This window comes from Micromonospora sp. CNZ309, assembly GCF_002846525.1.
The window spans coordinates 5,648,991-5,672,694 of the sequence record NZ_PJNG01000001.1 but is presented as its reverse complement, the minus strand read 5'-3'; the positions used below and the strand labels follow the sequence as shown (position 1 = coordinate 5,672,694).

Below are 23,704 nucleotides of genomic sequence, written 5' to 3'. Positions count from 1 at the left end.
CGAAGATGCGCCCCGCTCGAAAGGTATTTCTTGACGACCTTTGCTGAACCCAGCACGTTCACGCCCGCCCTCGACACCGCCGACGCGCAGACCGCCGTCGAGCGGGACGGCACCGGCCAGGACCCGGCCGCCGCGGTGACGCCCGAGGCCACCGACTTCGCCGCGTTGGGGCTGCCCCAGCCGCTGGTCCACGCGCTCGCCCGACAGGGCATCACCACCCCGTTCGAGATCCAGCGCGCCACCATGCCCGACGCGCTCGCCGGCCGGGACGTCCTCGGCCGGGGCCAGACCGGCTCCGGCAAGACCCTGGCCTTCGGCCTGCCCCTGCTGGCCCTGGTGGCAGACCGCAACCGGGCCCGGCCGCTGCGCCCCCGGGCCCTGGTCCTGGTGCCGACCCGGGAACTCGCGATGCAGGTCAACGACGCGCTGATGCCGCTCGGCAAGGCCGTCGGCGTCTTCCTGAAGACCGCCGTCGGCGGCGTGCCGTACGACCGGCAGGTCGACGCCCTGCGGCGCGGTGTGGAGATCATCGTGGCCACCCCGGGCCGGCTGGGCGACCTGATCGCCCGGGGCGTCTGCCACCTGGACGACGTCGAGGTCACCGTCCTCGACGAAGCCGACCAGATGGCAGACATGGGCTTCCTGCCCGAGGTCACCGAGTTGCTCGCGAAGACGCCGGCCGGCACCCAGCGGCTGCTCTTCTCGGCCACCCTCGACGGCGACGTCGACGCGCTGGTCAAGCGCTTCATGACCGACCCGGTGACGCACTCCACCGCGCCGTCCACCGCCTCGGTGTCCACCATGGACCACCACATGCTGCTGATCCCGCCGCACGACAAGTTCCCGGTCGCGGCGTCCATCGCGGCCCGGGACGGGCGGACGATGGTCTTCGCCCGCACCCAGCTCGGCGTCGACCGGCTGGTCGAGCAGTTGGCCGCCGTCGGCGTACGGGCAGGCGGGCTGCACGGCGGCAAGACCCAGCGGATGCGTACCCGCACGCTGGCCGAGTTCCGTGAGGGCCGGATGAACGTCCTGGTCGCCACGGACGTGGCGGCCCGGGGCATCCACGTCGACGGTGTCTCGCTGGTGCTGCACGTCGACCCGCCGAAGGACCCGAAGGACTACCTGCACCGTGCGGGTCGTACCGCCCGGGCCGGCGAGTCGGGCGCGGTGGCCACGCTGGTGCTGCCGAAGCAGCGGCGGACCACCCTCGCCATGTTGGAGAAGGCCGGCGTGGCGCCGGCCGAGACCCGGGTGCGCGTCGGCGACCCGGCGCTCGCCGAGCTGACCGGCGCCCGCGAGCCGAGCGGCGTCCCGGTGCGCGTCGAGGTCGACGAGCCGCGCCGGCACGGCGACCGGCCGGGCGGCCCGCGCCGCTACGGCGACCGGCCCCAGGGTGAGCGGCGCTACGGCGACCGGCCCCAGGGCGAACGCCGCTACGGCGACCGGCCCACCGCCGGTCGTGGCTACGGCGAGCGGGGCTTCGCGGACCGTGGCGAGCGGCGCTTCGGTGACCGGGACGGGCGCGACGGCGGCCGTGGCTACGGCGACCGGCCGACCGAGGGCCGCAGCTACGGCGACCGGCCCCAGGGCGAACGCCGCTACGGCGACCGCCCCACCGACAGCCGCAGCTACGGCGACCGGCCCCAGGGCGAACGCCGCTACGGCGACCGCCCCACCGACAGCCGCAGCTACGGCGACCGGCCCCAGGGCGAACGCCGCTACGGCGACCGCCCCACCGACAGCCGCAGCTACGGCGACCGGCCCCAGGGCGAACGCCGCTACGGCGACCGCCCCACCGAGGGTCGCGGCTACGGCGACCGGGGCGGCTTCCGGCCCGAGGGCCGGGGGCGTGACGAGCGGCCACGTGACGATCGGCGGGGCTTCGGCGGGCGTCCGCCGGCGCGTACGCACTGACTTCCAGCGTCAACGGCGAACGCCGCCTCGGGGCCCCGGCTCCGGGGCGGCGTTTCCGCATCCGCTGCCGGTGTCGGCCGGGTCGCGTAACGTCCGGCTCATGCCGACCATGCCGAAGTCGCTCTTCTGGGCCCGGACGGACACCGCCGGCGCGGAGCACGCATTGTTCGACGACGGGCGTGGGCTGACCGCGCGGGGCACCCTGACCGCCGTCGACCCGATCCCCTACACCTGTCGCTACCAGCTCGCCACCGACCCGCAGTGGGCCAGCGCCCGGGTGGAGGTCGAGGCGGAGGGCACCGGATGGCTGCGGAGCGTACGCCTGGAACGGGTGGGCGACGGGTGGCGGGTGACCACGGCCGAGCAGGGTGACCTGGACGCGGCGCTGCGGGCGGGCGGCCACCCGCCGGTCGGGCTGCCCGGCAGCGACGACCCCGGCCGGCTGGCCGGGGCGGTGGACGTCGACCTCGGCGGGGCGGCGCTGTTCAACACGCTGCCGGTGCACCGGCTCGGGCTGACCCGTGCCGCGGCCGACGTTCCGCACCGCATCGACGTCGCCTGGGTGCTGGTGCCGAGCCTGCTGGTCGTGCCCGCCGAGCAGGTCTACACGCCGCTCGGCCCGGGCCGGGTGCGCTTCACCAGCGACTCCTTCACCGCCGACATCGACCTGGACGGCGACGGCTACGTGGTGCGCTACCCCGGGCTGGCCGAGCGCGTCGACCCGCGCTGACCGGGCAGTTTGGCGCCGGCCCGGCGGCTCAGGCCGGCGGGCGGCTCAGGCCGGCCAGGCGCCGGTGGTGAGGAAGCGTTCGACCGTCGCGAGGTGCGGGGTCGGGTCGAGCCCCTGGGCGGCCAACCAGTCGTCGGAGTAGTAGGTGTCGGCGTAGCGGTCGCCGGCGTCGCAGATCAGGGTGACCACCGAGCCGGTGCGTCCGGCGGCGAGCATCTCCGCGATCAGCCCGAAGGCGCCCCACAGGTTCGTGCCCGTCGAGCCGCCCACCCGGCGACCGAGCACGGCCGAGCCGGCGCGCATGGCGGCCAGCGAGGCGGCGTCGGGCACCTGGACCATCCGGTCCACCACCGACGGCACGAACGACGCCTCGACGGTCGGTCGGCCGATCCCCTCGATGCGGGAGCCCCGCCCGGTGCGCACCGACCAGTCGGCGGCCTGCCAGGCGGGATAGAACGCGGAGTTCTCCGGGTCGACCACGCACAGCTTGGTGGGCAGCCGCTGGTAGCGGGCGTACCGGCCGATGGTGGCGCTCGTGCCGCCGGTGCCGGCGCCCACCACGACCCACGCCGGCACCGGGTGCCGTTCCAGGGCGAGCTGCGCGTAGATCGACTCGGCGATGTTGTTGTTGCCCCGCCAGTCGGTGGCCCGCTCGGCGTAGGTGAACTGGTCCATGAAGTGCCCGGCGGAGTCCTCCGCCAGCCAGCGGGCCTCCACGACCACCTTGGCCGGGTCGTCGACGAGGTGGCAGCGACCGCCCTGGAACTCGATCTGGGTGATCTTCTCGGGCGAGGTGGAGGCGGGCATCACCGCGATGAACGGCAGCCCGAGCATCCGCGCGAAGTATGCCTCGGAGACCGCCGTCGAGCCGGAGGACGCCTCCACGATCGTGGTCTCCGGACCGATCCAGCCGTTGCACAGCCCGTAGAGGAAGAGCGAGCGGGCCAGGCGGTGCTTCAGCGAGCCGGTCGGGTGCACCGACTCGTCCTTGAGGTAGAGGTCGATCCCCCACGACCGGGGCAGCGGGAACGGCAGCAGGTGGGTGTCGGCGGAGCGGTTGGCGTCCGCCTCGACGGCGGCGATCGCCTCGGTCACCCAGCGCCGGCTGGCCTCGTCGCACCGGTCGAGATGAGTCACGCTCGAAACCTAGCAAGCCGTTCAGTCCCCGGAGGCCCCCACCCGACGGCGCTGGCGACGCTGGCCGGCCCGGCCGGCCGCGAGGATCAGCGGGGCGAGCCGCACGGCGGCGCCGGGCAGCGCGTCGAGGAGCCGGACCTGCGCGCCGCGCCAGCGGGGGACGCTGACGACCGGGCGTGGCCGTCGGGCCAGCCGCGCGGCCCGCCGGGCCACCCGCTCGGGGGTCAGCAGCGTCCCGGTGAAGGAGGCCGCGGCGCCCGGGTCGTCGAGCCGGTCGTGCAGCATCGGCGTCCAGATCCCGTCCGGGCACAGGCACGACACGTGTACGCCCCGGTGCCCCGCCAGCCGCAGGTCGGCGAGGGTGCCGATGGAGAAGGCGATCAGCGCGTGCTTGCTGGCCGCGTAGACGGTCTCGCCGGGCGCGGCCACCAGGCCGGCCAGCGACACGACGTTGACCACGTGCCCGTGCCCCTGGGCCCGCATGACGGCCAGCGCGGCGAGGGTGCCGTTCATCGCGCCGAGGGCGTTGACCTCGACCACCCGGCGGCGGGTCGCCGCGTCGTGCTCCCACGAGGGGCCGGTGACGAGGATCCCGGCGTTGTTCACCCAGAGGCCGAGCCCGCCCCGGCCGGCCGCCTCGGCGGCGACGGCGGCGCAGGCGTCGGAGTCGCGTACGTCCAGCGGGCGGGACCAGCCGCCCAGCGGCGCGGCGGCCCGGGCCACCGCCTCGCCGTCGTGGTCGGTGAGGAGCACCGGCCAGCCGTCGGCGTGCAGCGCCGCGGCGATGGCGCGGCCCAGGCCGCCGGCCGCACCGGTGACCACCGCCGTTCCGGGGGCTGGCTTCGTCATCGGCGCACGCTATCGCCGCCCGGCGACCGCGCGCCAGAGCCGGCCGGACGCGGCTGTCCGGCGGCCGAGGGCCGAAGGTGGCGGGCCGCGGCTGCCGGGGCGGTCGGGGGCCGGAGGGCGACGGGTCAGGCGGCGGGCGGCACCGGGGCCTGCGGGCGGTTCTCCCACTTGGTGGAGAGGGCGATGCCGGTCCGGGTGGAGGCGACGCCCGGGGTCCGGTTCAGCCGCACGATGAGCCGTTCCAGCTCGGCGATGGTGCCCACCCGGGCCTTGAGCATGAACGACTCGACGCCGGCCATGAAGTAGCAGGATTCGATCTCGGGCATCTGCCGGAACGCCTCCAGCACGTCGTCGGTGTCGCCGCCGGAGTCCTCGACGATCCCGATGAGCGCGGTGACGGCGAAGCCGATCGCCTCGGGGTCCACCTCCGCCCGGTAGGCCCGGATCACGCCGCTGGACTCCAGCTTGCCGACCCGCTCGTGCACGGCGGGCGCGGAGAGGCCGACCTGCCGGGCCAGCTCGGCGTAGGACAGGCGGGCGTTGCCGCGTAGCAGCTCCACGAGGCTCAGGTCGATGGCGTCCACGGACTGTGACCCTAGCGGTCCGGGCGTAACGTCGGGCATCCGGCGCGCGTTGGACATGACAGGGTGTAGTCGCTCGCAAACTCGCAGTCAAGGGAGCCGTACGCAGGTAATATTTCCTAACTTCCCACTCAGTGCGTTTTTCGCGTTTGGCGGACAGGCCAGGTCGCTGGTGCTGTAATTGCCATACGTCCCTCATGACGGCTCTGGGCTCGCACCGGCCGGGGGCAGTGTGTTCAGCCGGGGGCTTCGTCGACGCGAGGAGGGGGCTGTGGACACTGGAGATCGCCTGCTGACACCGGGTGAAGTTGCCGCGCTGTTTCGGGTTGACCCGAAGACTGTGACGCGCTGGGCGGCGGCGGGCCGGATAGGCAGCATCCGGACTCCAGGCGGGCATCGCCGGTTTCGGGAATCCGAGGTGCGGGCCCTGCTTGAGGGGGAGGGCATGTTGGACGAGGCGGAAGACGTCGGCAAGCCGCGTAACGCGGGGCCGGCCGCCTCGACCGGGCCGGGCCCGGCCAACGCCGGCATGTACTGAATGGTGCGGATCATCGCGCGGACCGGACGCAGGCTCCGGTCCGCGTCCCGGTGAGCCGGGCCCGGGTCACTCCCGCGCCGCGCCGAGCTCACCCGACCAACGACGGAACAGCGTGTGCGGTACGCCGAGGGCGTCCAGCACCTTGCCGGCCACGAAGTCGACGAGCTGCGGCGCTGAGGCCGACGCCCCGGCCCCGTAGAAGCCGGGACTGGCCGGCAGCACCACCGCCCCGGCGTCGTGCAGCGCGATCAGATGCTCCAGGTGGCTGCGGGTAACCGGCGTCTCCCGGGGCACCACCACCACCGGCCGGCGCTCCTTGAGGTTGACCTCGGCGGCCCGCTGCAACAGGTCCTTGGAGAGCCCGATCGCGATGCCGGCGCAGGCCGCCGTGCTCGCCGGGACCACCGCCATCCCGCGTACGCGGTAGGAGCCGCTGCTCGGGCCGGCCGCCAGGTCACCGGCGGGCCAGTGCCGCACGTCGGTTCCCGTCAGGTCGCGGCCCAGCCAGGCGGCGAGGTCCTCGGCCCAGTGCCCGTCCCGGAACGGGCGGCCGGTCTCGTCGAGGACGGTCAGCCGGGCGGCCCGGGAGACGATCAGGTCCACCGGCTCGCCCGCGTCGAGCAGCGCCCGCACGACGGCCGCCGCGTACGGCGTGCCGGACGCCCCGGAGACTCCGACCACCCATGGTTCACGCATGCCTCCAGCCTGCCTGGTCGCCTCCTTCCGACGCCGGGCACCCCGCCCGCTGCGCCCGTGATGTCCCCCTCGGGTGTCGGTTGTCCTACGTCGGGCGCGATGTCGGGCCGGGAACGCGCCCATCCCAGTGGCCTGACATGCTGCCGGTGGCAATTCGCACGCGAAGCGGATCGCACCCGGGAGGAATCGGTGATGACCGGCGAGGTCCTCTGGTCGCTGCGGTCCGAGTGCCCGATCCCGCCCCGGCTCTCGCCGTACGCCGACCGCGTGCAGGAGTGGCTGGTCGACGACCTGCTGCCGGGTCTCGGCCTGGCCGCCGACGACGCGGCCCCGGGGCGGCTGGCGCGCGCCGGCGTCGCCCGGTACGCCGGCCGGCTCTACCCCCGGGCCGCCGAGGCCGACCTGCGGGCGTTGACTGCCCTGTTCACCTGGTTCTTCCTGGTCGACGACGCGTGCGACGGGCCGGGCCGGCTCGGCACCGACCGGATCCGGGCGCTGCGCGACGGGGCGCTGACCCTGCTGCACGCCGGTCCCCGGCTCCGGCACGCCGGCCTGACCGGGCCGCTGCGGCGGCTGCTGGTGCACGGGTGGCGGGAGCCGCGCCGGCGGATGCCGGCCCGCTGGCGGCTGCGCTTCGCCGACGCCGTCGCCGACCACCTCGACGGCACATGGCGGGAGGCGGCGAACAAGGCGGCCGGCCGCCGCCCCGGCGTCGCCGAGTACGTGGCGCTGCGGCGCGCCACCTCCGCCGCGTACGTGTCGTACCCGCTGGTGGAGTTCGTCACCGGGCGCCCGCTGCCCGACGCGGTCCACCACCATCCGCTGCTGCGCGAGATCGCCGACACCGGCAACGACCTGCTCTCCTGGTACAACGACCTCGCCTCGCTGGAGCGCGACGAGGCCACCTCGGGCGGGCACAACCTGGTCCTCGCGACGGCGGCCGAGCAGCGGGTGCCGGTGGCGGCCGCCGTGGGGCTGACGGCCGAGCGCTGGCGGGCGTCGATGGGGCGGTTCGTCGAGTTGCGTGCGGCGGTGCCGTCGTTCGGCCCGGGGCTGGACCGGGCGGTGGCCGACCATCTCGACGGGGTGGCGAACGCCGTACGGGCCACCGTCGACTGGACCCTGGAGAGCGCCCGCTACCCCGGCGCCCGCGCCGAGCCCGTCGCCCTCCGCTGAGCTGCCGGGCCTCGCCGTCGCTGGCGGGGGCGGCCGGCCGGATCGGGCGAGGAGCCAGGGCCGGCGTCGGCGACGGGCCCAGGGTCAGGCGCGCAGGCCCAGGCGGATCACCAGGTCGAGCAGCGCGAGGACGAACAGGGCGATGCCGACGAACCCGTTGGCGGTGAAGAAGGCCCGGTTGACCTTGCTCAGGTCGGTCGGGCTGACCACCAGGTGCTGGTAGCCGAAGGCGAGCGCCGTCAGCCCCAGCCCGATCCACCAGAGCCAGCCGAAGCCGATCAGCGCCCCGAACCAGATGAACAGCGCGAACGTCACCACGTGCGCCACGGTGGAGGCGCGCAGCGCGAACCGCAGCCCGTAGCGGGCCGGCACGCTGTGCACGCCGATCTGCCGGTCGACCTCGGCGTCCTGGCAGGCGTAGATCAGGTCGAACCCGCCGATCCACAGGCCGACGGCCACGCCGAGCAGCCACGCGGGCCAGGAGCCGTCGAGGGTGCCGGTGACGCCCAGCCAGGCGCCGACGGGCCCGACGGCCTGGGCGATCGCCAGGATGGCGTGCGGCCAGTTGGTGAACCGCTTGCCGTACGGGTAGACGACCAGCGGCACCACGGCGAGCGGCGCGAGCACCAGGCAGAGCGGGTTGAGCAGGGCGGCGGCGGCGAGGAAGACCGCGAGCGCGACCGCGGCGCCGGTCCAGGCCGTCCGTACGCTCACCGCCCCGGTGACCAGCTCCCGGGCGGCCGTACGCGGGTTCCGCGCGTCGATCCGGCGGTCCAGGATCCGGTTGGCGGCCATCGCGAACGTCCGCGCGCCGACCATCGCCACGGTGATCAGCAGCAGGTCCAGCCACCGGACCCGCCCCCCGTGCACCTGCATGGCGGTGAGCGCCGACAGGTACGCGAACGGCAGCGCGAACACGGAGTGCTCGATCGCCACCAGCTTGAGGAAGGACTTGACCCGGCCCGGCCGCTGCGCCGGTTCGACGGCGGTGGCCATCAGATGCCGTACTCCTTCCAGCGCTTGTCGACCAGGGAGACGACCTCGGGGGCCATCCGCATCTCCTCCGGCCAGCCCCGCGTGTAGCCCTCCTCGGGCAGCTTGCGGGTCGCGTCGACGCCCGCCTTGCCGCCCCAGAACTGCTGGTAGGACGCGTGGTCGAGGTGGTCCACCGGGCCCTCGGTGAGCAGCAGGTCCCGGGCGTAGTCGACGTTGCCGAAGGCGCGGAAGGCGACCTCGTTGTAGTCGTGCACGTCGCAGTCCTCGTCGACGATCACGATCAGCTTGGTCAGCGACATCATGTGCGCGCCCCAGATCGCGTTCATGACCTTCTGGGCGTGCTTCGGGTAGCGCTTGCGGATCGACACGATCGCGCAGTTGTGAAAGACCCCGGCGGCGGGCAGGTCGTAGTCGACGATGTCCGGGATCAGGAAGCGCAGCAGCGGCGCGAAGATCCGCTCGGTGGCCTTGCCGAGGCCGTGGTCCTCCTGGGGCGGCTGCGACGTGACGATCGTGTGGTAGACCGGGTCGCGCTGCATGGTCATGCACTCGACGTGCATGACGGGGAAGGGCTCCACCGGCGTGTAGAAGCCGGTGTGGTCGCCGAACGGGCCCTCCGGGAGCCGCTCGCCCGGCTCGATGTAGCCCTCCAGGACGATCTGCGCGTGCGCCGGGACCTGCAACGGGACGGTCAGGCAGTCCACCATCTCGACCCGCTCACCACGCAGGTAGCCGGCGAACAGGTACTCGTCGATGTCGGCGGGCAGCGGCGCGCTGGCCGAGTAGGCGACCGCCGGGTCAGCGCCGATGGCGATCGCCACCGGCAGCCGCTGCCCGAGCCGTTCGGCGACCGCGTGGTGCGCCGTGGAGTTCTTGTGGATCTGCCAGTGCATGCCGATGCTGTTCTGCGAGTGCTGCTGCAACCGGTAGAGCCCCAGGTTGCGTTTGCCGGTCTCGGGGTGCTTCGTGTGCGTCAGCCCGAAGTTGTGGAAGATCCCGCCGTCACCCGGCCAGACCTGGAGCCCGGGCAGCCGGTTCAGGTCGACGTCGTCGCCCCGGTAGACCACCTGCTGGCAGGGCGCGGTCCTGACCTTCTTCGGCGGCATCGAGGTGAGCTGCCTGACCTTGCCGAGGCCGTCCATCATCCCCGAGAGGCCGACCGGCAGCTCCGGCTTGAGCATGTGGCCGATCCGCTCGCCGATCTCGTCCAGCGACTCGACGCCGAGCGCCATCGCCATCCGCTTCTCGGTGCCGAAGAGGTTGACCGCCACCGGCATCTCGCCGCGCGTCGGCCGCTCGAAGAGCAGCGCCGGGCCGCCCGCGCGGACCGTCCGGGTGACGATCTCGCTGATCTCCAGGGTGGGATCGACGGGGGCGCTCACCCGCCGCAGCTCGCCCGCGTGCTCCAGCGCCGCGAGGAAGTCCTTGAGATCGGTGTACGGGAAGCCACGTGCCGCCATGTCTGCCAGTCTCCCGCACCGACCTCGGCGGCGGCCACGCCGGGTGGTGTGACACCCGCGATCACACGGCAGGCTCCCAGGCGTACGCGGCCAGGGGCGCGTCGAGCGGGGCGCCGGTGAGCCGGTTGGCGAAGGTCGAGATGGTGTACGTGCCGACGCCGAGCACCACGTCCAGCGCGTGCCGGGGCTGGTAGCCGGCCGCCAGGAAGGCGGTGGTGCCGTCCTCGGGCACCGCGCCCCGGTGGTCGAGCACGGCGAGGGTGAAGCGCCGCAGCGCCTCCAGCCGGTCGTCGGGCAGGGGCGTGCCGGCGCGCAGCGCGCCGATCAGCTCGGGTGTGGCGCCGTGCCGGGTGAGGGCGGCGGTGTGCATGGCGACGCAGAGGTGGCACTCGTTGCGGGTGGCGACCGTCAGGACGACGACCTCCCGCTCGACGGGGTCGAGGGCACACTTCTCGAAGATGCCGTTGACGGTGAGGAACCCGTCGAGCAGTTCCGGGGAGCCGGCCATCAGGCCGACGGCGGCGGGCAGGTGCCCGAGCCTGCGGCGTACGCCCTCAATGGTCGGCCGGGCGGCGGCGGGGGCGGTCTCGACGGTGTGCGCGGTGAACGGGGGCACGGGAACCTGCTCTCGGGAGGTCGGGGACGGTCGGCGTCGCGCCGCGCGTGACGTAGGATCGTCAACATGGTTGTCGAAATAGTAAACGTGGTTGTCGAACATGGCAACGGCTGAACCCGACCGGCCCGGCTTCCTGCTGCCCCTGCTGCTGCTGGCCGGCTTCCGTACGCTCATCGACGACCTGCACGCGGAGCTGGCCCGGCAGGGGCACCCGGAGCTGCGGCCGCTGCACGGCTTCGTCCTCCAGGCCGTCGGCGGCGACGGCACCACCGCCACCGGGCTGGGCCAGCGACTCGGCGTCTCCAAGCAGGCGGCCGGCAAGACGGTGGACCGGCTGGTCGCCCTCGGCTACCTGGAGCGCGCCGACGACCCGCGCGACGCCCGCCGCAAGCTGGTCCGGGCGACCCCGCACGGCCTGGACGGCCTGCGCCGCTCGGCGGCCGTCTTCGACCAGCTCCGGCAGCGGTGGGCGGCGACCCTCGGCCCCGACCGGGTCGCCGCCCTGGAGGACGACCTGCGCGCGGTCACCCCGGCCAACCTCTTCCGCCTCGACGTGCCCGGCTGGTTCGGTGGTTGACCACCGTCCCTGGCGTTCGCGGCCGAGGTGCGGTTCCCCTGTGGGACCCGCCCGGAGCCGGGGGCGGGCGAAGCGCGACCACTACGCCGACCGGCACGACCCGGGCCCGCCCGTGGCTGACCTCGAAGCCGGGGCCAGCGACATCGACCCGGTGCACGCGGCCGAGATCGCCGGGCGGCAGTTGGACGACGCGGCCTGACCGCCCCGCCGCGCCTTCCCGGCCTCGAGCCTGAGACGTGTCGCAAGCGGTTGGGTCCGCGTCGAGCGGATGAGCCACCACCGCCGGAACAACGATGCCTCTCAGGCATATAAATGCCTGTGTGGTATCGGGACGCACCGACCACCCGTCGAGCGTCGAGGTCCGGCGCAGCCGCTTCGCGCCCAGGGCGGGCGACGAGCAGTTCGCGCGCCCGCTGCCGTCGATCAGGTGGGGCCGGCCCAGCAGACGGCCCCACCTGATCCGCTGGCGAGCAGCGTCCCCGAGCGGGCGGGTCGGCTCAGTCCAGGCCGCCGTACGAGTGCAGGCCCTCGAAGAAGATGTTGACGCCGAAGAGGTTCATCAGCATGGTGAGGAAGCCGACGATGGCGAGCCAGGTCGCCACGTTCCGCTTCATACTCGGGGTGGCCCGGGCGTGCAGGTAGCCGGCGTAGATCACCCAGGAGATGAACGACCAGGTCTCCTTCGGGTCCCAGCCCCACGGCCGACCCCACGCCGCCTCGGCCCAGATCGCCCCGGCGATCACCGCGAAGGTGAAGACCGGGAACGCGAAGGCGTGCAGCACGAACGTCAGCCGCTCCAGCGCGGCCGCCGCCGGCAGCCGCTTCGCCAGGGTGTACGGGAAGCTGCGCCGACCCTGCTCGTAGCCGGAGCGCATCAGGAACGCCACCGCCGGCACCGCGCCCAGCAGGAAGATGCCGGAGGCGAAGACGATCGTCGAGACGTGGATGACGAACCAGTACGAGTTGAGCGCCGGCACCAGCGGCACGATCGGGGTGTAGAGCACCAGTTCGGCGGTCGCCACCAGCAGCACCATCACCAGCGACATGAAGAGCCCGAGGCGGCGCAGCTGCGGCCGCTTCCAGAGCACCACCAGCCAGGCGGCGACCCCGATCCAGGTGCCCGTGAGCACGAACTCGTACATGTTGCCCCAGGGCATCCGGTCGGCGGCGAGACCGCGCGTGACCAGCGCCCCGAGGTGCAGCAACGCCCCGAGCGCGGTGGCCGCGACGGCGACCAGGCCGCCCAGCCGGGCGCGTCGGGCCGTAAGCTCGGCCGCCGCCGCGCCGGGGTCGACGGGCGCGTCGGGGGTGCTGCCCCCGGCCGCGCCGACGCCGGCGCCGACCAGCTCGCGGGCGGGCGCCGCGGCGACCCGGGTGCGGGAGTTGCCCAACGCGTACTCGACGGCGTGACTGATCATCGCGACCAGGTACGCCAGGATCGCGAACGACACCAGCTGGTCGGAGAGTGCGGACATCACTCGGCTCCTTCTCGCGCTCCGGCCCGGTCGCCGCCGTCGCGGTCGACGCTGGCCCCGTCGTCCGGCCGCCCGTCGCCGCCGATCGCGGCCACGAGCTGCGCGAACTCGTCGGCGAACCCAGGATGGTCGGTGCGAGGCAGGCCACCGGCCTCGACCAAACTACTACCGCTCGTCGGAGATCCACTCGTCGGGTCGGTGGTGCCGGCCGGCAGCACCCGGAAGAAGACCCGGCGGCGCCGCCCGAACAGCGAGCCCATCAGCCCGATCAGCAGCACGCCGGAGCTGACCAGCAGCGGCGTCGAGCCGGGGTCGTACCGGACCGACAGGGTGATGTACGGCACGGTGCCCAGGAACTCGACCGTGGTGTCGTCGTCCAGCTTCCAGGTCTCGCCCTTGCGGAGCAGCTTCGTGCCGACCTCCTTGACCTTGCCGGCGCGCACCTGCCGCTGGTCCAGCTCGTAGACCGAGCCGGGGATGCCGGCGTCCATGCCCAGGTTGCCCCGGTAGGCGACGAGGTTCAGCGCGGGATTGCGCTCGGTCGGGTACTCGGAGCGGGCGAACGGCGCGACGGCCGGCGCCGTCGGCAGGTAGAGACCGGAGAAGGCCATCTGGAGGTCCGGGTCGCGGGTGCCCGTGGCCGGGTCGACGTTGATGTCCGGGAACGCCGCCAGCCCCTCGCTGGTCAGGCCGACGTCGCCGGTGGTCAGGAACGGGAAGTTGCTGGTCTGACTCTTGCCGAACCGGTCGGTGTAGCGGATCACCGGGGCGTAGCCGTGACCGAGCAGGTATACGTTCGCGCCGTCGAGGCGCAGCGGGGAGTTGACCGAGAAGTTGGCCTGCCGCCGCTCGCCGTCGGCCTCGTCCACCGTCACCTTGGCGTCGAAGAACTCCGGCTGGCCGGACTCCAGGAACCGGGCCTCGAAGTCGTCGAGCCGGATGCAGAAGCCCGGCAGGTCGGCGCTGCTGACGCGCGGGCCGAGTTTGCTCTCGGCGTACTGCTGGCGGGTGTTGCAGAACGCGTTGTCCTCGCCGGCCACCAGCAGCTTGTTGCCGCTCCAGCCGTACCAGGAGCCGAGCGCGACGCCGACCAGCACGACCACCATCGAGCTGTGGAAGAGCAGGTTGCCGGTCTCCTTCAGGTAGCCCTTCTCGGCGGAGACCTCGTCGCCGCGCACCACCACCCGCCAGCGCCGCCGGCGCAGCGCTTCCGCGATCGCCGTCGCGCCGCCCTCGGGCGCGGCCAGCACTGCGTGCTGGGGCAGCCGGTCCAACCGCCTCGGCGCCGCCGGCGGCTTCGACCGCAGCGCCCGCACGTGGTCCCGCAGCCGGGGCGTGATGCAGCCGATCAGCGAGGTGAAGAGCAGCAGGTAGATCGCGGAGAACCAGACCGAGCCGAACGCCTCGAAGGCGCCGATCCGGTCCAGCACCGGGGCCAGGTCGGGGTGCGCGGTGAAGTAGTCCCGCACGTCCTCCGGGTTGACCCCGCGCTGCGGCAGCACCGAGCCGGGGATGGCGGCCACCGCGAGCAGGAAGAGCAGCACCAGGGCCGTACGCATGCTGGTGAGCTGCCGCCACGAGTTGCGCAGCAGGGCCAGCAGGCGGTTGGGCCGGCGCCGGGGGGCCTCGGCCGGCGGTGCCGGCCGGTCGTCGACGGCGGTCATCAGATGCTCACCTCGCCCACCCCGACGGTGGTCTGCAACCAGATCACGAAGTTCGTCCAGCCGCCGGTGACCAGCGCGAGGCCGATCAGGATCAGCAGCGCGCCGCCCACCCGGGTGACCCACCGGCTGTTGCGCCGGACGGCGCGGAACACCCCGAGCAGGCGCTCGAAGCCCAGCCCGAAGACGACGAACGGTATCCCCAGCCCGAGGCAGTACGCCACGGCGAGCACCACGGCCCGGTCGGTCTGCCCGCCGACGGCGGCCATGCCGATCACCGCGCCGAGCGTCGGGCCCACGCAGGGCACCCAGCTGAGCGCGAAGACCGCGCCGAAGACCGGCGCGCCCAGCAGCCCGGCGGCGGGCAGCCGCTGGAACCGGAACTCCCGCTGCAACCCGGGAACCAGCCCCACGTAGCTCAGCCCGAGCACGACGATCAGCGCGCCGACGACGATCTCCAGCGTGCGCTCGTACTCGAAGAAGACCCGGCCGACGCCGGCGAAGAGGATCGCGGTGGCGGTGAAGACGGCGGTGAAGCCGGCGATGAACAGCAGCGTGCCGGCCAGCACCCGGCCCTTGACCGCGGCCTTCGGCGCCTCGGTGCGCTCCCGCACCGCCACCCCGCCGCCGCTGCCGGCAACGGGCGTGGCCCCGACCCGGGGGCGGCGGGTCTCCAGGTCCGCCCCGGCGAGGCCGGTGACGTACGACAGGTAGCCCGGCACCAGCGGGAGCACGCACGGGGAGAGGAAGCTGACGAGCCCGGCGAGCGCCGCCGCGCCGATGGCGAGCAGCAGCGGCCCCGACTGGGCGAGCTCGGAGAACGTCTCGCCCATCAGCGGGAACCGTTGGGGGCCGGCTTCTCGGCCGCGATCCGCTCGACGATGGGCTGGAGGCCCTCCTGCTTCACCGCCGCCCGGATCACCACGGCGATGCGGCCGTCGCGGTCCAGCACGACGGTGGCCGGGATGGTGTTCGGCGGGATGTCCAGGGCGAGCGCCAGCCGGCTCGGCGGGTCGAAGAGGCTCGGATAGGTGACCTTGAAGCTCTCCTCGAAGGCGAGCGCCTTGTCCCGCTGGTCCTGGATGTTGATGCCCAGGAACGTCACCCCGGAGCCCTTGGTGGCCTGGTAGGTGTTCTCCAGGTCGTCGGCCTCGGCCCGGCACGGCGCGCACCACGAACCCCAGAAGTTGACCACCACGACCTGGCCCCGGTCCCTCGCCACGTCGTGGCTGCCGCCGGTGAGCAGCTCACCGGCGAGCTTCGGCGCGGCCGAACGCTGGTCGGGGGCGCACTCGATGATGCCGCCGGAGTTGTCGCAGGCCTCCTCCCCGTCGCGCGACGAGCAGCCGGCCAGCGCCACCGTCGCGACGGCGGCGAGCAGACCCGCGGTCCACTTCCGGGCGTTCATCAGGCCCCCTTGGCCGTCCTGGCTGTCGGCGACATCGCGATCAGGTGGGCGGCCGGCTCGGAGTAGCCGATGCCGACGACCTTGGCGCCGTCGAAGTGGAAGGAGGTGAGGCTCGCCAGCCCGCACTGACGCTTGCGCGGGTCGTGCCAGAGCCGCTTGCGCTCCACGTACCGGCGCAGCGTCCAGATCGGCAGCTGGTGGGAGACCAGCACGGCCTCGCGCCCCTCGGCCGCCACCCGGGCGGCCTGGAGGGCGCCGAACATCCGCTCCGCGATGGCTCGGTAGGCCTCGCCCCAGGACGGGGTGACCGGGTCCCGCAGCACCCACCAGTTGCGCGGGTCGCGGAACGAGCCGTCGCCCGGGGAGACCTTCTTGCCCTCGAACCAGTTGGCGCTCTCGATGAGCCGCTCGTCCACGCCGACCGGCAGCCCGAACTGCGCGGCGATCGGCTCGGCCGTCTGCTGGGCGCGTTCCAGCGGGCTGGCCACCACGTGCACGACCTCCCGCTCGGCCAGCCCCTGCGCGGCGGCCTTGGCCATCTGCACCCCCAGCTCGGAGAGCCGGAAGCCCGGCAGCCGGCCGTAGAGGATGCCGTCCGGGTTGTGCACCTCGCCGTGCCGCAGCACGTGGACCACCGTCTTGCTCACCGTACGCTACCCCCCGTGACCCGCCGCTGCCGCAGCGTTGGCCGCCACCGGCAGGGCGGCGGCGATCTGCTCCAGAGCGGCGTCGTCCAGCGCCGCAGACACGAACCACGCCTCGAACGCGCTCGGCGGCAGGTAGACGCCGCCGGCGAGCATCGCGTGGAAGAACGCCTTGAACGCCGGCACCTGCTGGGTGCGGGCGCTGTCGTAGTCGACCACGTCGGCGTCGGTGAAGAAGATCGAGAACATGTTTCCCGCGTACGACAGCCGGTGCGGGACCCCGGCGGCGGCCAGCGCGTCGGCGGCGAGCCGGCCCACGACGGCGGCCGCGTCGTCCAGCTTGCGGTAGAGCGCGTCGTCGGCGAGCCGCAGCGTGGCCAGGCCGGCGGCGCAGGCCAGCGGGTTACCGGAGAGGGTGCCGGCCTGGTAGACCGGGCCGGCGGGGGCCAGTCGCTCCATGATCTCCGCGCGCCCGCCGAACGCCGCGGCCGGCAGCCCACCACCCATGACCTTGCCGTACGTCCACAGGTCGGCGTCGGAGGGGTCGAGGCCGTGCCAGCCGGCGCGGGAGACCCGGAACCCGGTCATCACCTCGTCGACGATGAGCAGCGCGCCGTGCGCGTGCGCGATCCGGGCGAGCTGGGAGTTGAAGCCGTCGCGCGGGGCCACCACGCCCATGTTGCCGGCGGCGGCCTCGGTGATGATCGCGGCGATGTGCTGGCCCTCGGCGGCGAACGCCTGCTCGACGGCGGCCACGTCGTTGTACGGCAGCACGATCGTGTCGCCCGCCGCCGCGCCGGTCACGCCCGGCGAGTCGGGCAGGCCGAGGGTGGCCACCCCCGAGCCGGCGGCGGCCAGCAGGCCGTCGGAGTGCCCGTGGTAGCAGCCGGAGAACTTGACGATCCGTGGGCGGCCGGTGAACCCACGCGCCAGCCGGATCGCCGACATGGTGGCCTCGGTGCCGGAGTTGACCAGCCGGACCTGCTCGACCGGGGTCCGGTCGACGATCTCGGCGGCCAGCTCGACCTCGCCCGGCGTGGGGGTGCCGAAGCTCGTGCCCCGGGTCGCGGCCGACCTGATCGCGTCCACGACCTCCGGGTGGGCGTGGCCGAGGATCAGCGGGCCCCAGGAGGAGACCAGGTCGACGTAGCGCCGGTCGTCGGCGTCGTAGAGCCAGGGCCCCTCCCCCCGGACCATGAAGCGCGGCGTGCCGCCGACGGCGCGGAACGCGCGCACGGGGGAGTTCACCCCGCCGGGCACGATGGCCTTGGCGCGGTCGAACAGGGCCTCGGAGGCCGGCGCGTCGGCCGGGTAGCGGCCAGATGCGGCGGGAAACATATCGGTCACGATGCCGCCATTGTGTCAGCGTCGGACGGCGAATCGGCAGGCACCCCGCACCGGGGTTACCAGGCTCACCCGGACCGGCCTCCCACACTCCCCCGGCGGATGCCCGGGACGCCTCCGCCCCGCCCTGCCTGGGAGCGGATCCGCCCGCGCCCCGCCGGGACGACTCCGCTCCGCGCCCGGGGAGGGATGGTCGTCGCCCAGCACCGTCGGGTGGGTGTGGTCGGCGTCCTGGTGTGGGGGTGTTTACGCTGGCGGGAGCGGTGTCGCGACACTTGGCTGGCTCGGTCGCCACCGCTCGACAGGCCGGGCCACTCGGATCGCGCTAGGCTGACCCGGTGGATCGTGCCGAACTGTCCATCACGCTACACCGGACGGGTGACGAAGCCGTGCTTCGCCTGACCGGTGAGATCGACATGCTCACGGCCGCCCAGCTGTCGACCGTCGTCAACGAGGTGCTCGCCGAGCCGCCCCCGCGGATCGTCCTCGACCTCGGCGGGGTCACCTTCTGCGACTCGCAGGGTCTCGGCACCCTCGTCGTGCTGAGCCGCAAGGCCAGTCACGCCCAGAGCCTGCTGATCCTGACCAACGTGGGCGACTTCCTGCTCCGCGTCCTGGACATCACGGGCCTGCGCAGTGCCCTGATGATCCGCAACGACCAGACCACCGGCTGACCCGCCCCGCCCACCGGGCTGACCTCCCGCCCGTTCCCGGCCCCTACGCGCACCGCGCACCGGTCGCACGCTCCGCGCAGGCGGCGAGACCTTGGTGGGAAAGGGCCCCTCCGGGGCCGTCAGCCACCAAGGTCTCGCACGCTCGTGGGCCGGTCAGGGGGTGTTGCCCCAGCGGGCCTCTTCGAGGAGCTGCACCGCGCGGTCGCGGGCGTCCGCCTCGTCCAGGCGCAGCATCGTGGTGGCCTCGTCGACCGCGTCCGTCAGCACCCGCAACTGCGCGTCGCGCTCCCGCACCAGGTCGGACTGGGCCGCGAGCTGCCGGGTCTTCACCCACAGCTCGACGAACACCGACACCTTGGCGCGCAGCACCCACGGGTCGAACGGCTTGGTCAGGTAGTCGACCGCGCCGACCGCGTAACCGCGTAGCGCCAGCTGGGCGTCCCGGTCGGCGGCGGTGAGGAAGATGATAGGCACGTGCCGCGTACGCTCGCGCCGCTTGATGTGGCTGGCCGTCTCGAAGCCGTCCATGTCCGGCATCTGGGCGTCCAGCAGGATCACCGCGAAGTCGTCGACCAGCAGCTGCTTCAGGGCCGCCTCGCCGCTCTCGACGGCGACGGACTGCACCGGCAGGCCCTGGAGAATCGCCTCCAGTGCCATCAGGTTCTCCCGGCGGTCGTCCACCAGCAGCGCCTTTGCCATCTGGGTCACGAACTCTCCTCGGTTCGGCTGCCGCTGATCCAGGACGACATGAGTTCGATCAACTCGTCCAGGTCGACGGGCTTGGTGATGTAGTCACTTCCTCCGGCCGCCAGCGCCGACTCGCGGTCGCCGGGCATGGCCTTGGCGGTCAGGAAGACGATCGGCAGGTCGGCGAACCGGTGGTTGCGCCTGATCTGTCGGGTCGTCTCGTACCCGTCCTGATCGGGCATCATCGCATCCATCAGGACGATGTCCACCTCCGGATGCTCGGCCAGCAGGCGGACGCCGTCCGCCCCGTTGTCCGAGTACAACACGGTGAGGCCGTGCAGCTCCAACGCGCTGGTCAGCGCGAAGACGTTCCGGACGTCGTCGTCGACGATCAGCACGGTGGCGCCCTCCAGCCGCCGGGTGGCCGGCGTGGAGGCCGGCTCGGGCAGCTCCGGCGGCGGCATGAGCAGGGACGACGGCAGCCCGGCCCGCGCCGGTGACGGCGGCAGCGGCGCCACCACCGCGTCCGGGGCGAGCACGTCCGGCACGAAGAGGGTGAACGTCGAGCCCTGGCCGGGCGCCGACGCCACCACGATGCTGCCGCCCAGCAGCCGGGCCAGGTCCCGGCTGATCGACAGCCCCAGCCCCGTACCGCCGTAGCGGCGGCTGGTGGTGCCGTCGGCCTGCTGGAACGCCTCGAAGATCAGCGACAGCTTGTCGTCGGAGATGCCGATGCCGGTGTCGACCACCGTGAACGCGATGACCTGCCGCGCGTTGGTCAGGGCCGGTACGTCGAAGACCGCGCTGTCGGGCGCCGGCGCGATCCGCAGCGTCACCGCCCCGTTGTCGGTGAACTTGACCGCGTTGGAGAGCAGGTTGCGCAGGATCTGCTGGAGCCGCTGGGCGTCGGTGACCAGCGCCTCCGGCAGGTCCTTGCTGATCCGTACCTGGAAGTCGAGGCCCTTCTCCTCCGCCTGCGGCGCGAACGCCTGCTCCACGTAGCCACGGATCTCGTCGAACCGGACGGCGGTGGGCTCGACGTCCATCCGTCCCGCCTCGATCTTGGACAGGTCCAGGATGTCGTCGATCAGCGACAGCAGGTCGGAGCCGGCGCCGTGGATCGTCCGGGCGAACTCGATCTGCTTCGGCGTCAGGTTCTGCTCCGAGTTCTCGGCCAGCAGCCGGGCGAGCAGCAGCAGCGAGTTCAACGGCGTACGCAGCTCGTGGCTCATGTTGGCCAGGAACTCCGACTTGTACGCCGACGCCCTCGTGAGCTGCTGGGCCTTCTCCTCCAGGCCGAGCCGGGCCAGCTCGATCTCCCGGTTCTTCGTCTCGATGTTGCCCTTCTGCTCCGAGAGCAGCTGCGCCTTGTCCTCCAGCTCGGCGTTGGTGCGCTGGAGTTCGGCCGACTGCTCCTGCAACTCGTGGGCGAGCCGCTGCGACTGCGCGAGCAGTTCCTCCGTACGCCGGTTGGCCTGGATGGTGTTGACGGCGATGCCGGTGGTGAGCACGAGCCGCTCCAGGAACGACAGGTGCAGCTCGGAGAAGGCCGCGACGCTGGCGAACTCGATGACGCCGAGCAGTTCGCCCTCGAAGAGCACGGGCAGTACGACCAGGTCGGCCGGTGGGGTCTCGGCCAGCCCGGAGCGGAGCATCAGCTTGCCGTCCGGCGCCCCGCCCATCCGGATCGTGCGCCGGGACAGGGCGGCCTGGCCGACCAGACCCTCGCCGGGGCCGAACGTGACCTCGTGCCCCCGGGCGACGTAGCCGTAGGAGGCGGTCAGCCGCAGCCGCATCACGCCCTCGGAGTTGTCCGCCAGGAAGAACGCGCCGAGCTGCGCGTCGACCAGCGGGGTCACCTCCATCATGATCATGCGGCAGACCTCGCCGAGGTCGCGCTGCCCCTGGAGCAGGCCGCCGATCCGGGCCAGGTTCGAGTCGAGCCAGCCCTGCTCGGCGTTCTTCTTGGTCGTCTCCCGGAGGGTGACGATCATCTGGTTGATGTTGTCCTTCAGCTCGGCGACCTCGCCCTGCGCCTTGACCGCGATGCGCTGGGTCAGGTCGCCCCGGGTCACCGAGGTGGAGACCTGGGCGATGGCGCGCAGCTGGGTGGTGAGGGTCGAGGCGAGCTGGTTGACGTTCTCGGTGAGGTCGCGCCACGTGCCCGAGACGCCCTTGACCTGGGCTTGGCCGCCGAGCTTGCCCTCACTGCCCACCTCGCGGGCCACCCGGGTCACCTCGTCGGCGAACGACGACAGCTGGTCCACCATCGTGTTGACCGTCGACTTCAGCTCCAGGATCTCGCCCTGGGCGTCGACGGTGATCTTCTGCGACAGGTCGCCCTTCGCCACGGCCGTGGTGACCGAGGCGATGTTGCGCACCTGCGACGTCAGGTTCGACGCCATCGAGTTCACGTTGTCCGTCAGGTCCCGCCACGTACCGGAGACGCCCTTCACCTGGGCCTGACCGCCCAGCTTGCCCTCCGTACCCACCTCGCGGGCCACCCGCGTCACCTCGTCGGCGAACGACGACAGCTGGTCCACCATCGTGTTCACCGTCGACTTCAGCTCCAGGATCTCGCCCCGGGCGTCCACGGTGATCTTCTGCGACAGGTCGCCCTTCGCCACGGCGGTCGAGACCTGGGCGATGTTGCGCACCTGGGCGGTCAGGTTCGACGCCATCGAGTTCACGTTGTCGGTCAGGTCCCGCCAGGTGCCGGCGACGCCGCGCACCTGGGCCTGACCGCCCAGCTTGCCCTCCGTACCCACCTCGCGGGCCACCCGCGTCACCTCGTCGGCGAACGACGACAGCTGGTCCACCATCGTGTTCACCGTCGACTTCAGCTCCAGGATCTCGCCCCGGGCGTCCACGGTGATCTTCTGCGACAGGTCGCCCTTCGCCACCGCCGTGGTGACCGAGGCGATGTTGCGCACCTGCGACGTCAGGTTCGACGCCATCGAGTTCACGTTGTCCGTCAGGTCCCGCCACGTACCGGAGACGCCCTTGACCTGGGCCTGACCGCCGAGCTTGCCCTCCGTACCCACCTCGCGCGCGACGCGCGTCACCTCGTCGGCGAACGACGACAGCTGGTCCACCATCGTGTTGACGGTGTTCTTCAGCTCCAGGATCTCGCCCTGGGCGTCGACCGTGATCTTCTGGGAGAGGTCGCCCTTCGCCACGGCCGTGGAGACCTGGGAGATGTTGCGGACCTGGCTGGTCAGGTTGCCGGCGAGCTGGTTGACGTTCTCGGTGAGGTCGCGCCAGGTGCCGGAGACGCCGCGTACCTGGGCCTGGCCGCCGAGCTTGCCCTCGATGCCCACCTCGCGCGCGACGCGCGTCACCTCGTCGGCGAACGACGACAGCTGGTCCACCATCGTGTTGACGGTGTCCTTCAGCTCCAGGATCTCGCCCTGCGCCGCCACGGTGATCTTCTGCGACAGGTCGCCCCGGGCCACCGCCGTGGAGACCTGGGCGATGTTGCGCACCTGGGCGGTCAGGTTCGACGCCATCGAGTTGACGCTGTCGGTCAGGTCCTTCCAGGTGCCGGCCACGTTCGGCACCTCGGCCTGGCCGCCGAGCTTGCCCTCGGTGCCCACCTCGCGGGCCACCCGGGTCACCTGCTCGGCGAAGAGCCGCAGGGTGTCGGTGAGGTAGTTCATCGTGTCGGCCAGCTCGGCGACCTCGCCGCGCGCGCTGACCGTGATCTTCTGGGACAGGTCGCCCTTGGCCACCGCCGTCGCCACCTGGGAGATCGACCGCACCTGGCCGGTCAGGTTCGACGCCATGGTGTTCACCGAGTCGGTGAGGTCCTTCCAGGTGCCGGCGACGCCGCGTACGTCGGCCTGGCCGCCGAGCTTGCCCTCGGTGCCCACCTCCCGCGCGACCCGGGTGACCTCGTTCGAGAAGGACGAGAGCTGGTCGACCATCGTGTTGACCGTGCGGCCGATCCGCAGGTACTCACCGCGCAGCGGCCGGCCGTCGATCTCCAGGGCCATGTGCTGGGAGAGGTCACCGTCGGCCACCGCGACGATGACCCGGGCGATCTCGGTGGTCGGCCGGCCCAGGTCGTCGATGAGCGAGTTGACCGCCCGCTGCCCCTCCGCCCAGGAGCCGTCCAGGCCCTCGTCGTCCAGGCGCTCGGTGAGCCGGCCGTCCCGGCCGACGATCCGGCTGATCCGCCGCAGGTCGAGGTACTGCCGCTCCTGGAGCGACACGACCTCGTTGAAGGCGTCCGCGACCTCGCCGGCCCGGCCCGCCCGGCGGGGCAGCCGGACCTTCAGGTCGCCCCGACCGACCCGCCGCAGCGCCTCGGTCAGCTCGCCGAGGAGCGCCTCGTGGTCGGGCGCGGACGGGTCCACGGTCGCCGACTGTTTCGTGGTCATCATTCCTCGCTCAGCTCGGGGCCACCGGCTCCTGCCGACGCCGGCCATCCCCTCATTGTGCCCGCGACCTCCCCCACACCAAGCCCACGCGCCCACCCACCCCGCCCCGACCCCCGCCGAACCCACCGCCCCCGCCCCACCCCGGGCGGTTGACCA

At 72.9% G+C, this 23,704-nt stretch carries 22 protein-coding genes; 7 read left to right on the top strand and 15 right to left on the bottom strand.

Annotated elements, in window-relative coordinates; genetic code table 11:
• The first annotated feature begins 30 nt into the window (after positions 1-30).
• Together CLT72_RS24225 and CLT72_RS24220 are read left to right on the top strand one after the other, a co-directional pair.
• Entirely contained in the window at positions 31-1,917 is a 1,887-nt protein-coding gene (locus CLT72_RS24225; protein WP_101413735.1) for a DEAD/DEAH box helicase, read from the top strand.
• A gap of 109 nt (positions 1,918-2,026) precedes the next feature.
• Positions 2,027-2,647 carry a putative glycolipid-binding domain-containing protein gene (locus tag CLT72_RS24220; RefSeq protein WP_101415359.1) on the top strand — a complete coding sequence of 207 codons (621 nt, stop codon included), beginning with the start codon at positions 2,027-2,029 and terminating at the stop codon, positions 2,645-2,647.
• Positions 2,648-2,692: 45 nt separating this feature from the next.
• Here CLT72_RS24220 and cds1 read toward each other — a convergent pair whose 3' ends face one another.
• The 3 genes from cds1 to CLT72_RS24205 form a co-directional block, all read right to left on the bottom strand.
• Positions 2,693-3,784: an L-cysteine desulfhydrase Cds1 gene (gene cds1 / locus CLT72_RS24215; RefSeq protein ID WP_101413734.1), complete on the bottom strand. Its 1,092-nt coding sequence runs from the start codon at positions 3,782-3,784 to the stop codon at positions 2,693-2,695.
• A 21-nt stretch (positions 3,785-3,805) separates the two neighbouring features.
• Entirely contained in the window at positions 3,806-4,633 is an 828-nt protein-coding gene (locus CLT72_RS24210) for an SDR family NAD(P)-dependent oxidoreductase (RefSeq protein ID WP_101413733.1), read from the bottom strand.
• A gap of 125 nt (positions 4,634-4,758) precedes the next feature.
• On the bottom strand, positions 4,759-5,217 hold the full coding sequence (locus CLT72_RS24205) for an Lrp/AsnC family transcriptional regulator (RefSeq protein WP_101413732.1): 459 nt from the start codon (positions 5,215-5,217) through the stop codon (positions 4,759-4,761).
• Positions 5,218-5,485: 268 nt separating this feature from the next.
• Between CLT72_RS24205 and CLT72_RS24200 the strand changes: the two genes are divergently transcribed.
• On the top strand, positions 5,486-5,752 hold the full coding sequence (locus tag CLT72_RS24200; RefSeq protein WP_089002465.1) for a BldC family transcriptional regulator: 267 nt from the start codon (positions 5,486-5,488) through the stop codon (positions 5,750-5,752).
• Between the two features lie 66 nt (positions 5,753-5,818).
• On the opposite strand, the gene CLT72_RS24195 is transcribed toward CLT72_RS24200, so the two are convergent.
• Positions 5,819-6,448, bottom strand: a complete 630-nt coding sequence (locus tag CLT72_RS24195) for a UbiX family flavin prenyltransferase (protein ID WP_101413731.1) — start codon at positions 6,446-6,448, stop codon at positions 5,819-5,821.
• Positions 6,449-6,640: 192 nt separating this feature from the next.
• Between CLT72_RS24195 and CLT72_RS24190 the strand changes: the two genes are divergently transcribed.
• A complete protein-coding gene (locus CLT72_RS24190) occupies positions 6,641-7,624 on the top strand; it encodes a terpene synthase family protein (protein ID WP_101413730.1) in 984 nt (327 codons plus the stop codon).
• A gap of 84 nt (positions 7,625-7,708) precedes the next feature.
• On the opposite strand, the gene mqnP is transcribed toward CLT72_RS24190, so the two are convergent.
• From mqnP to CLT72_RS24175, 3 genes are all read right to left on the bottom strand, one after another.
• Positions 7,709-8,620, bottom strand: coding sequence for a menaquinone biosynthesis prenyltransferase MqnP (gene mqnP, locus CLT72_RS24185; protein WP_101413729.1), 912 nt, complete (start codon positions 8,618-8,620; stop codon positions 7,709-7,711).
• On the bottom strand, positions 8,620-10,080 hold the full coding sequence (locus tag CLT72_RS24180; protein WP_101413728.1) for a menaquinone biosynthesis decarboxylase: 1,461 nt from the start codon (positions 10,078-10,080) through the stop codon (positions 8,620-8,622). Before CLT72_RS24180 ends, mqnP begins: the two co-directional genes overlap by 1 nt.
• A gap of 61 nt (positions 10,081-10,141) precedes the next feature.
• On the bottom strand, positions 10,142-10,696 hold the full coding sequence (locus tag CLT72_RS24175; protein ID WP_101413727.1) for a carboxymuconolactone decarboxylase family protein: 555 nt from the start codon (positions 10,694-10,696) through the stop codon (positions 10,142-10,144).
• A gap of 100 nt (positions 10,697-10,796) precedes the next feature.
• On the opposite strand from CLT72_RS24175, the gene CLT72_RS24170 reads away from it, so the two are divergent.
• Positions 10,797-11,273 (top strand): MarR family winged helix-turn-helix transcriptional regulator, encoded by a 477-nt coding sequence (locus tag CLT72_RS24170; protein ID WP_101413726.1) that lies wholly within the window; start codon positions 10,797-10,799, stop codon positions 11,271-11,273.
• Positions 11,274-11,313: 40 nt separating this feature from the next.
• The gene (locus CLT72_RS32030; RefSeq protein ID WP_158242069.1) at positions 11,314-11,472 is read left to right on the top strand and encodes a hypothetical protein; all 159 of its coding nucleotides are present in this window, start codon (positions 11,314-11,316) and stop codon (positions 11,470-11,472) included.
• 298 nt (positions 11,473-11,770) lie between these two features.
• Here CLT72_RS32030 and ccsB read toward each other — a convergent pair whose 3' ends face one another.
• The 6 genes from ccsB to hemL are packed head-to-tail and all read right to left on the bottom strand — an operon-like array spanning position 11,771 to position 17,808.
• Positions 11,771-12,748 (bottom strand): c-type cytochrome biogenesis protein CcsB, encoded by a 978-nt coding sequence (gene ccsB, locus CLT72_RS24165; RefSeq protein ID WP_101413725.1) that lies wholly within the window; start codon positions 12,746-12,748, stop codon positions 11,771-11,773.
• A complete protein-coding gene (resB, locus tag CLT72_RS24160; RefSeq protein WP_101413724.1) occupies positions 12,748-14,412 on the bottom strand; it encodes a cytochrome c biogenesis protein ResB in 1,665 nt (554 codons plus the stop codon). The genes ccsB and resB overlap by 1 nt, the downstream gene beginning before the upstream one ends.
• Positions 14,412-15,242 carry a cytochrome c biogenesis CcdA family protein gene (locus tag CLT72_RS24155; RefSeq protein WP_101413723.1) on the bottom strand — a complete coding sequence of 277 codons (831 nt, stop codon included), beginning with the start codon at positions 15,240-15,242 and terminating at the stop codon, positions 14,412-14,414. Before CLT72_RS24155 ends, resB begins: the two co-directional genes overlap by 1 nt.
• A complete protein-coding gene (locus CLT72_RS24150; RefSeq protein WP_101413722.1) occupies positions 15,242-15,817 on the bottom strand; it encodes a TlpA family protein disulfide reductase in 576 nt (191 codons plus the stop codon). The genes CLT72_RS24155 and CLT72_RS24150 overlap by 1 nt, the downstream gene beginning before the upstream one ends.
• Positions 15,817-16,464 carry a histidine phosphatase family protein gene (locus CLT72_RS24145; RefSeq protein ID WP_089002476.1) on the bottom strand — a complete coding sequence of 216 codons (648 nt, stop codon included), beginning with the start codon at positions 16,462-16,464 and terminating at the stop codon, positions 15,817-15,819. Before CLT72_RS24145 ends, CLT72_RS24150 begins: the two co-directional genes overlap by 1 nt.
• Before the next feature lie 6 nt (positions 16,465-16,470).
• Entirely contained in the window at positions 16,471-17,808 is a 1,338-nt protein-coding gene (gene hemL / locus CLT72_RS24140) for a glutamate-1-semialdehyde 2,1-aminomutase (protein WP_101413721.1), read from the bottom strand.
• A 335-nt stretch (positions 17,809-18,143) separates the two neighbouring features.
• On the opposite strand from hemL, the gene CLT72_RS24135 reads away from it, so the two are divergent.
• The gene (locus CLT72_RS24135) at positions 18,144-18,479 is read left to right on the top strand and encodes an STAS domain-containing protein (protein WP_101413720.1); all 336 of its coding nucleotides are present in this window, start codon (positions 18,144-18,146) and stop codon (positions 18,477-18,479) included.
• A 153-nt stretch (positions 18,480-18,632) separates the two neighbouring features.
• Here CLT72_RS24135 and CLT72_RS24130 read toward each other — a convergent pair whose 3' ends face one another.
• Together CLT72_RS24130 and CLT72_RS24125 are read right to left on the bottom strand one after the other, a co-directional pair.
• Positions 18,633-19,187 (bottom strand): response regulator, encoded by a 555-nt coding sequence (locus CLT72_RS24130; RefSeq protein ID WP_089002479.1) that lies wholly within the window; start codon positions 19,185-19,187, stop codon positions 18,633-18,635.
• Positions 19,184-23,551, bottom strand: a complete 4,368-nt coding sequence (locus tag CLT72_RS24125; protein WP_101413719.1) for a HAMP domain-containing protein — start codon at positions 23,549-23,551, stop codon at positions 19,184-19,186. The genes CLT72_RS24130 and CLT72_RS24125 overlap by 4 nt, the downstream gene beginning before the upstream one ends.
• Positions 23,552-23,704: the final 153 nt, after the last annotated feature.

What these genes read in the sequence shown, in the direction of transcription:
- CLT72_RS24220 (WP_101415359.1), top strand. Translation starts at nt 2,027, where the DNA reads ATGCCGAAGTCGCTCTTCTGGGCCCGGACGGACACCGCCGGCGCGGAG.
- CLT72_RS24210 (WP_101413733.1), bottom strand. Translation starts at nt 4,633, where the DNA reads ATGACGAAGCCAGCCCCCGGAACGGCGGTGGTCACCGGTGCGGCCGGC.
- CLT72_RS24195 (WP_101413731.1), bottom strand. Translation starts at nt 6,448, where the DNA reads ATGCGTGAACCATGGGTGGTCGGAGTCTCCGGGGCGTCCGGCACGCCG.
- CLT72_RS24190 (WP_101413730.1), top strand. Translation starts at nt 6,641, where the DNA reads ATGACCGGCGAGGTCCTCTGGTCGCTGCGGTCCGAGTGCCCGATCCCG.
- mqnP (WP_101413729.1), bottom strand. Translation starts at nt 8,620, where the DNA reads ATGGCCACCGCCGTCGAACCGGCGCAGCGGCCGGGCCGGGTCAAGTCC.
- CLT72_RS24180 (WP_101413728.1), bottom strand. Translation starts at nt 10,080, where the DNA reads ATGGCGGCACGTGGCTTCCCGTACACCGATCTCAAGGACTTCCTCGCG.
- CLT72_RS24170 (WP_101413726.1), top strand. Translation starts at nt 10,797, where the DNA reads ATGGCAACGGCTGAACCCGACCGGCCCGGCTTCCTGCTGCCCCTGCTG.
- ccsB (WP_101413725.1), bottom strand. Translation starts at nt 12,748, where the DNA reads ATGTCCGCACTCTCCGACCAGCTGGTGTCGTTCGCGATCCTGGCGTAC.
- resB (WP_101413724.1), bottom strand. Translation starts at nt 14,412, where the DNA reads ATGACCGCCGTCGACGACCGGCCGGCACCGCCGGCCGAGGCCCCCCGG.
- CLT72_RS24155 (WP_101413723.1), bottom strand. Translation starts at nt 15,242, where the DNA reads ATGGGCGAGACGTTCTCCGAGCTCGCCCAGTCGGGGCCGCTGCTGCTC.
- CLT72_RS24150 (WP_101413722.1), bottom strand. Translation starts at nt 15,817, where the DNA reads ATGAACGCCCGGAAGTGGACCGCGGGTCTGCTCGCCGCCGTCGCGACG.
- CLT72_RS24125 (WP_101413719.1), bottom strand. Translation starts at nt 23,551, where the DNA reads ATGATGACCACGAAACAGTCGGCGACCGTGGACCCGTCCGCGCCCGAC.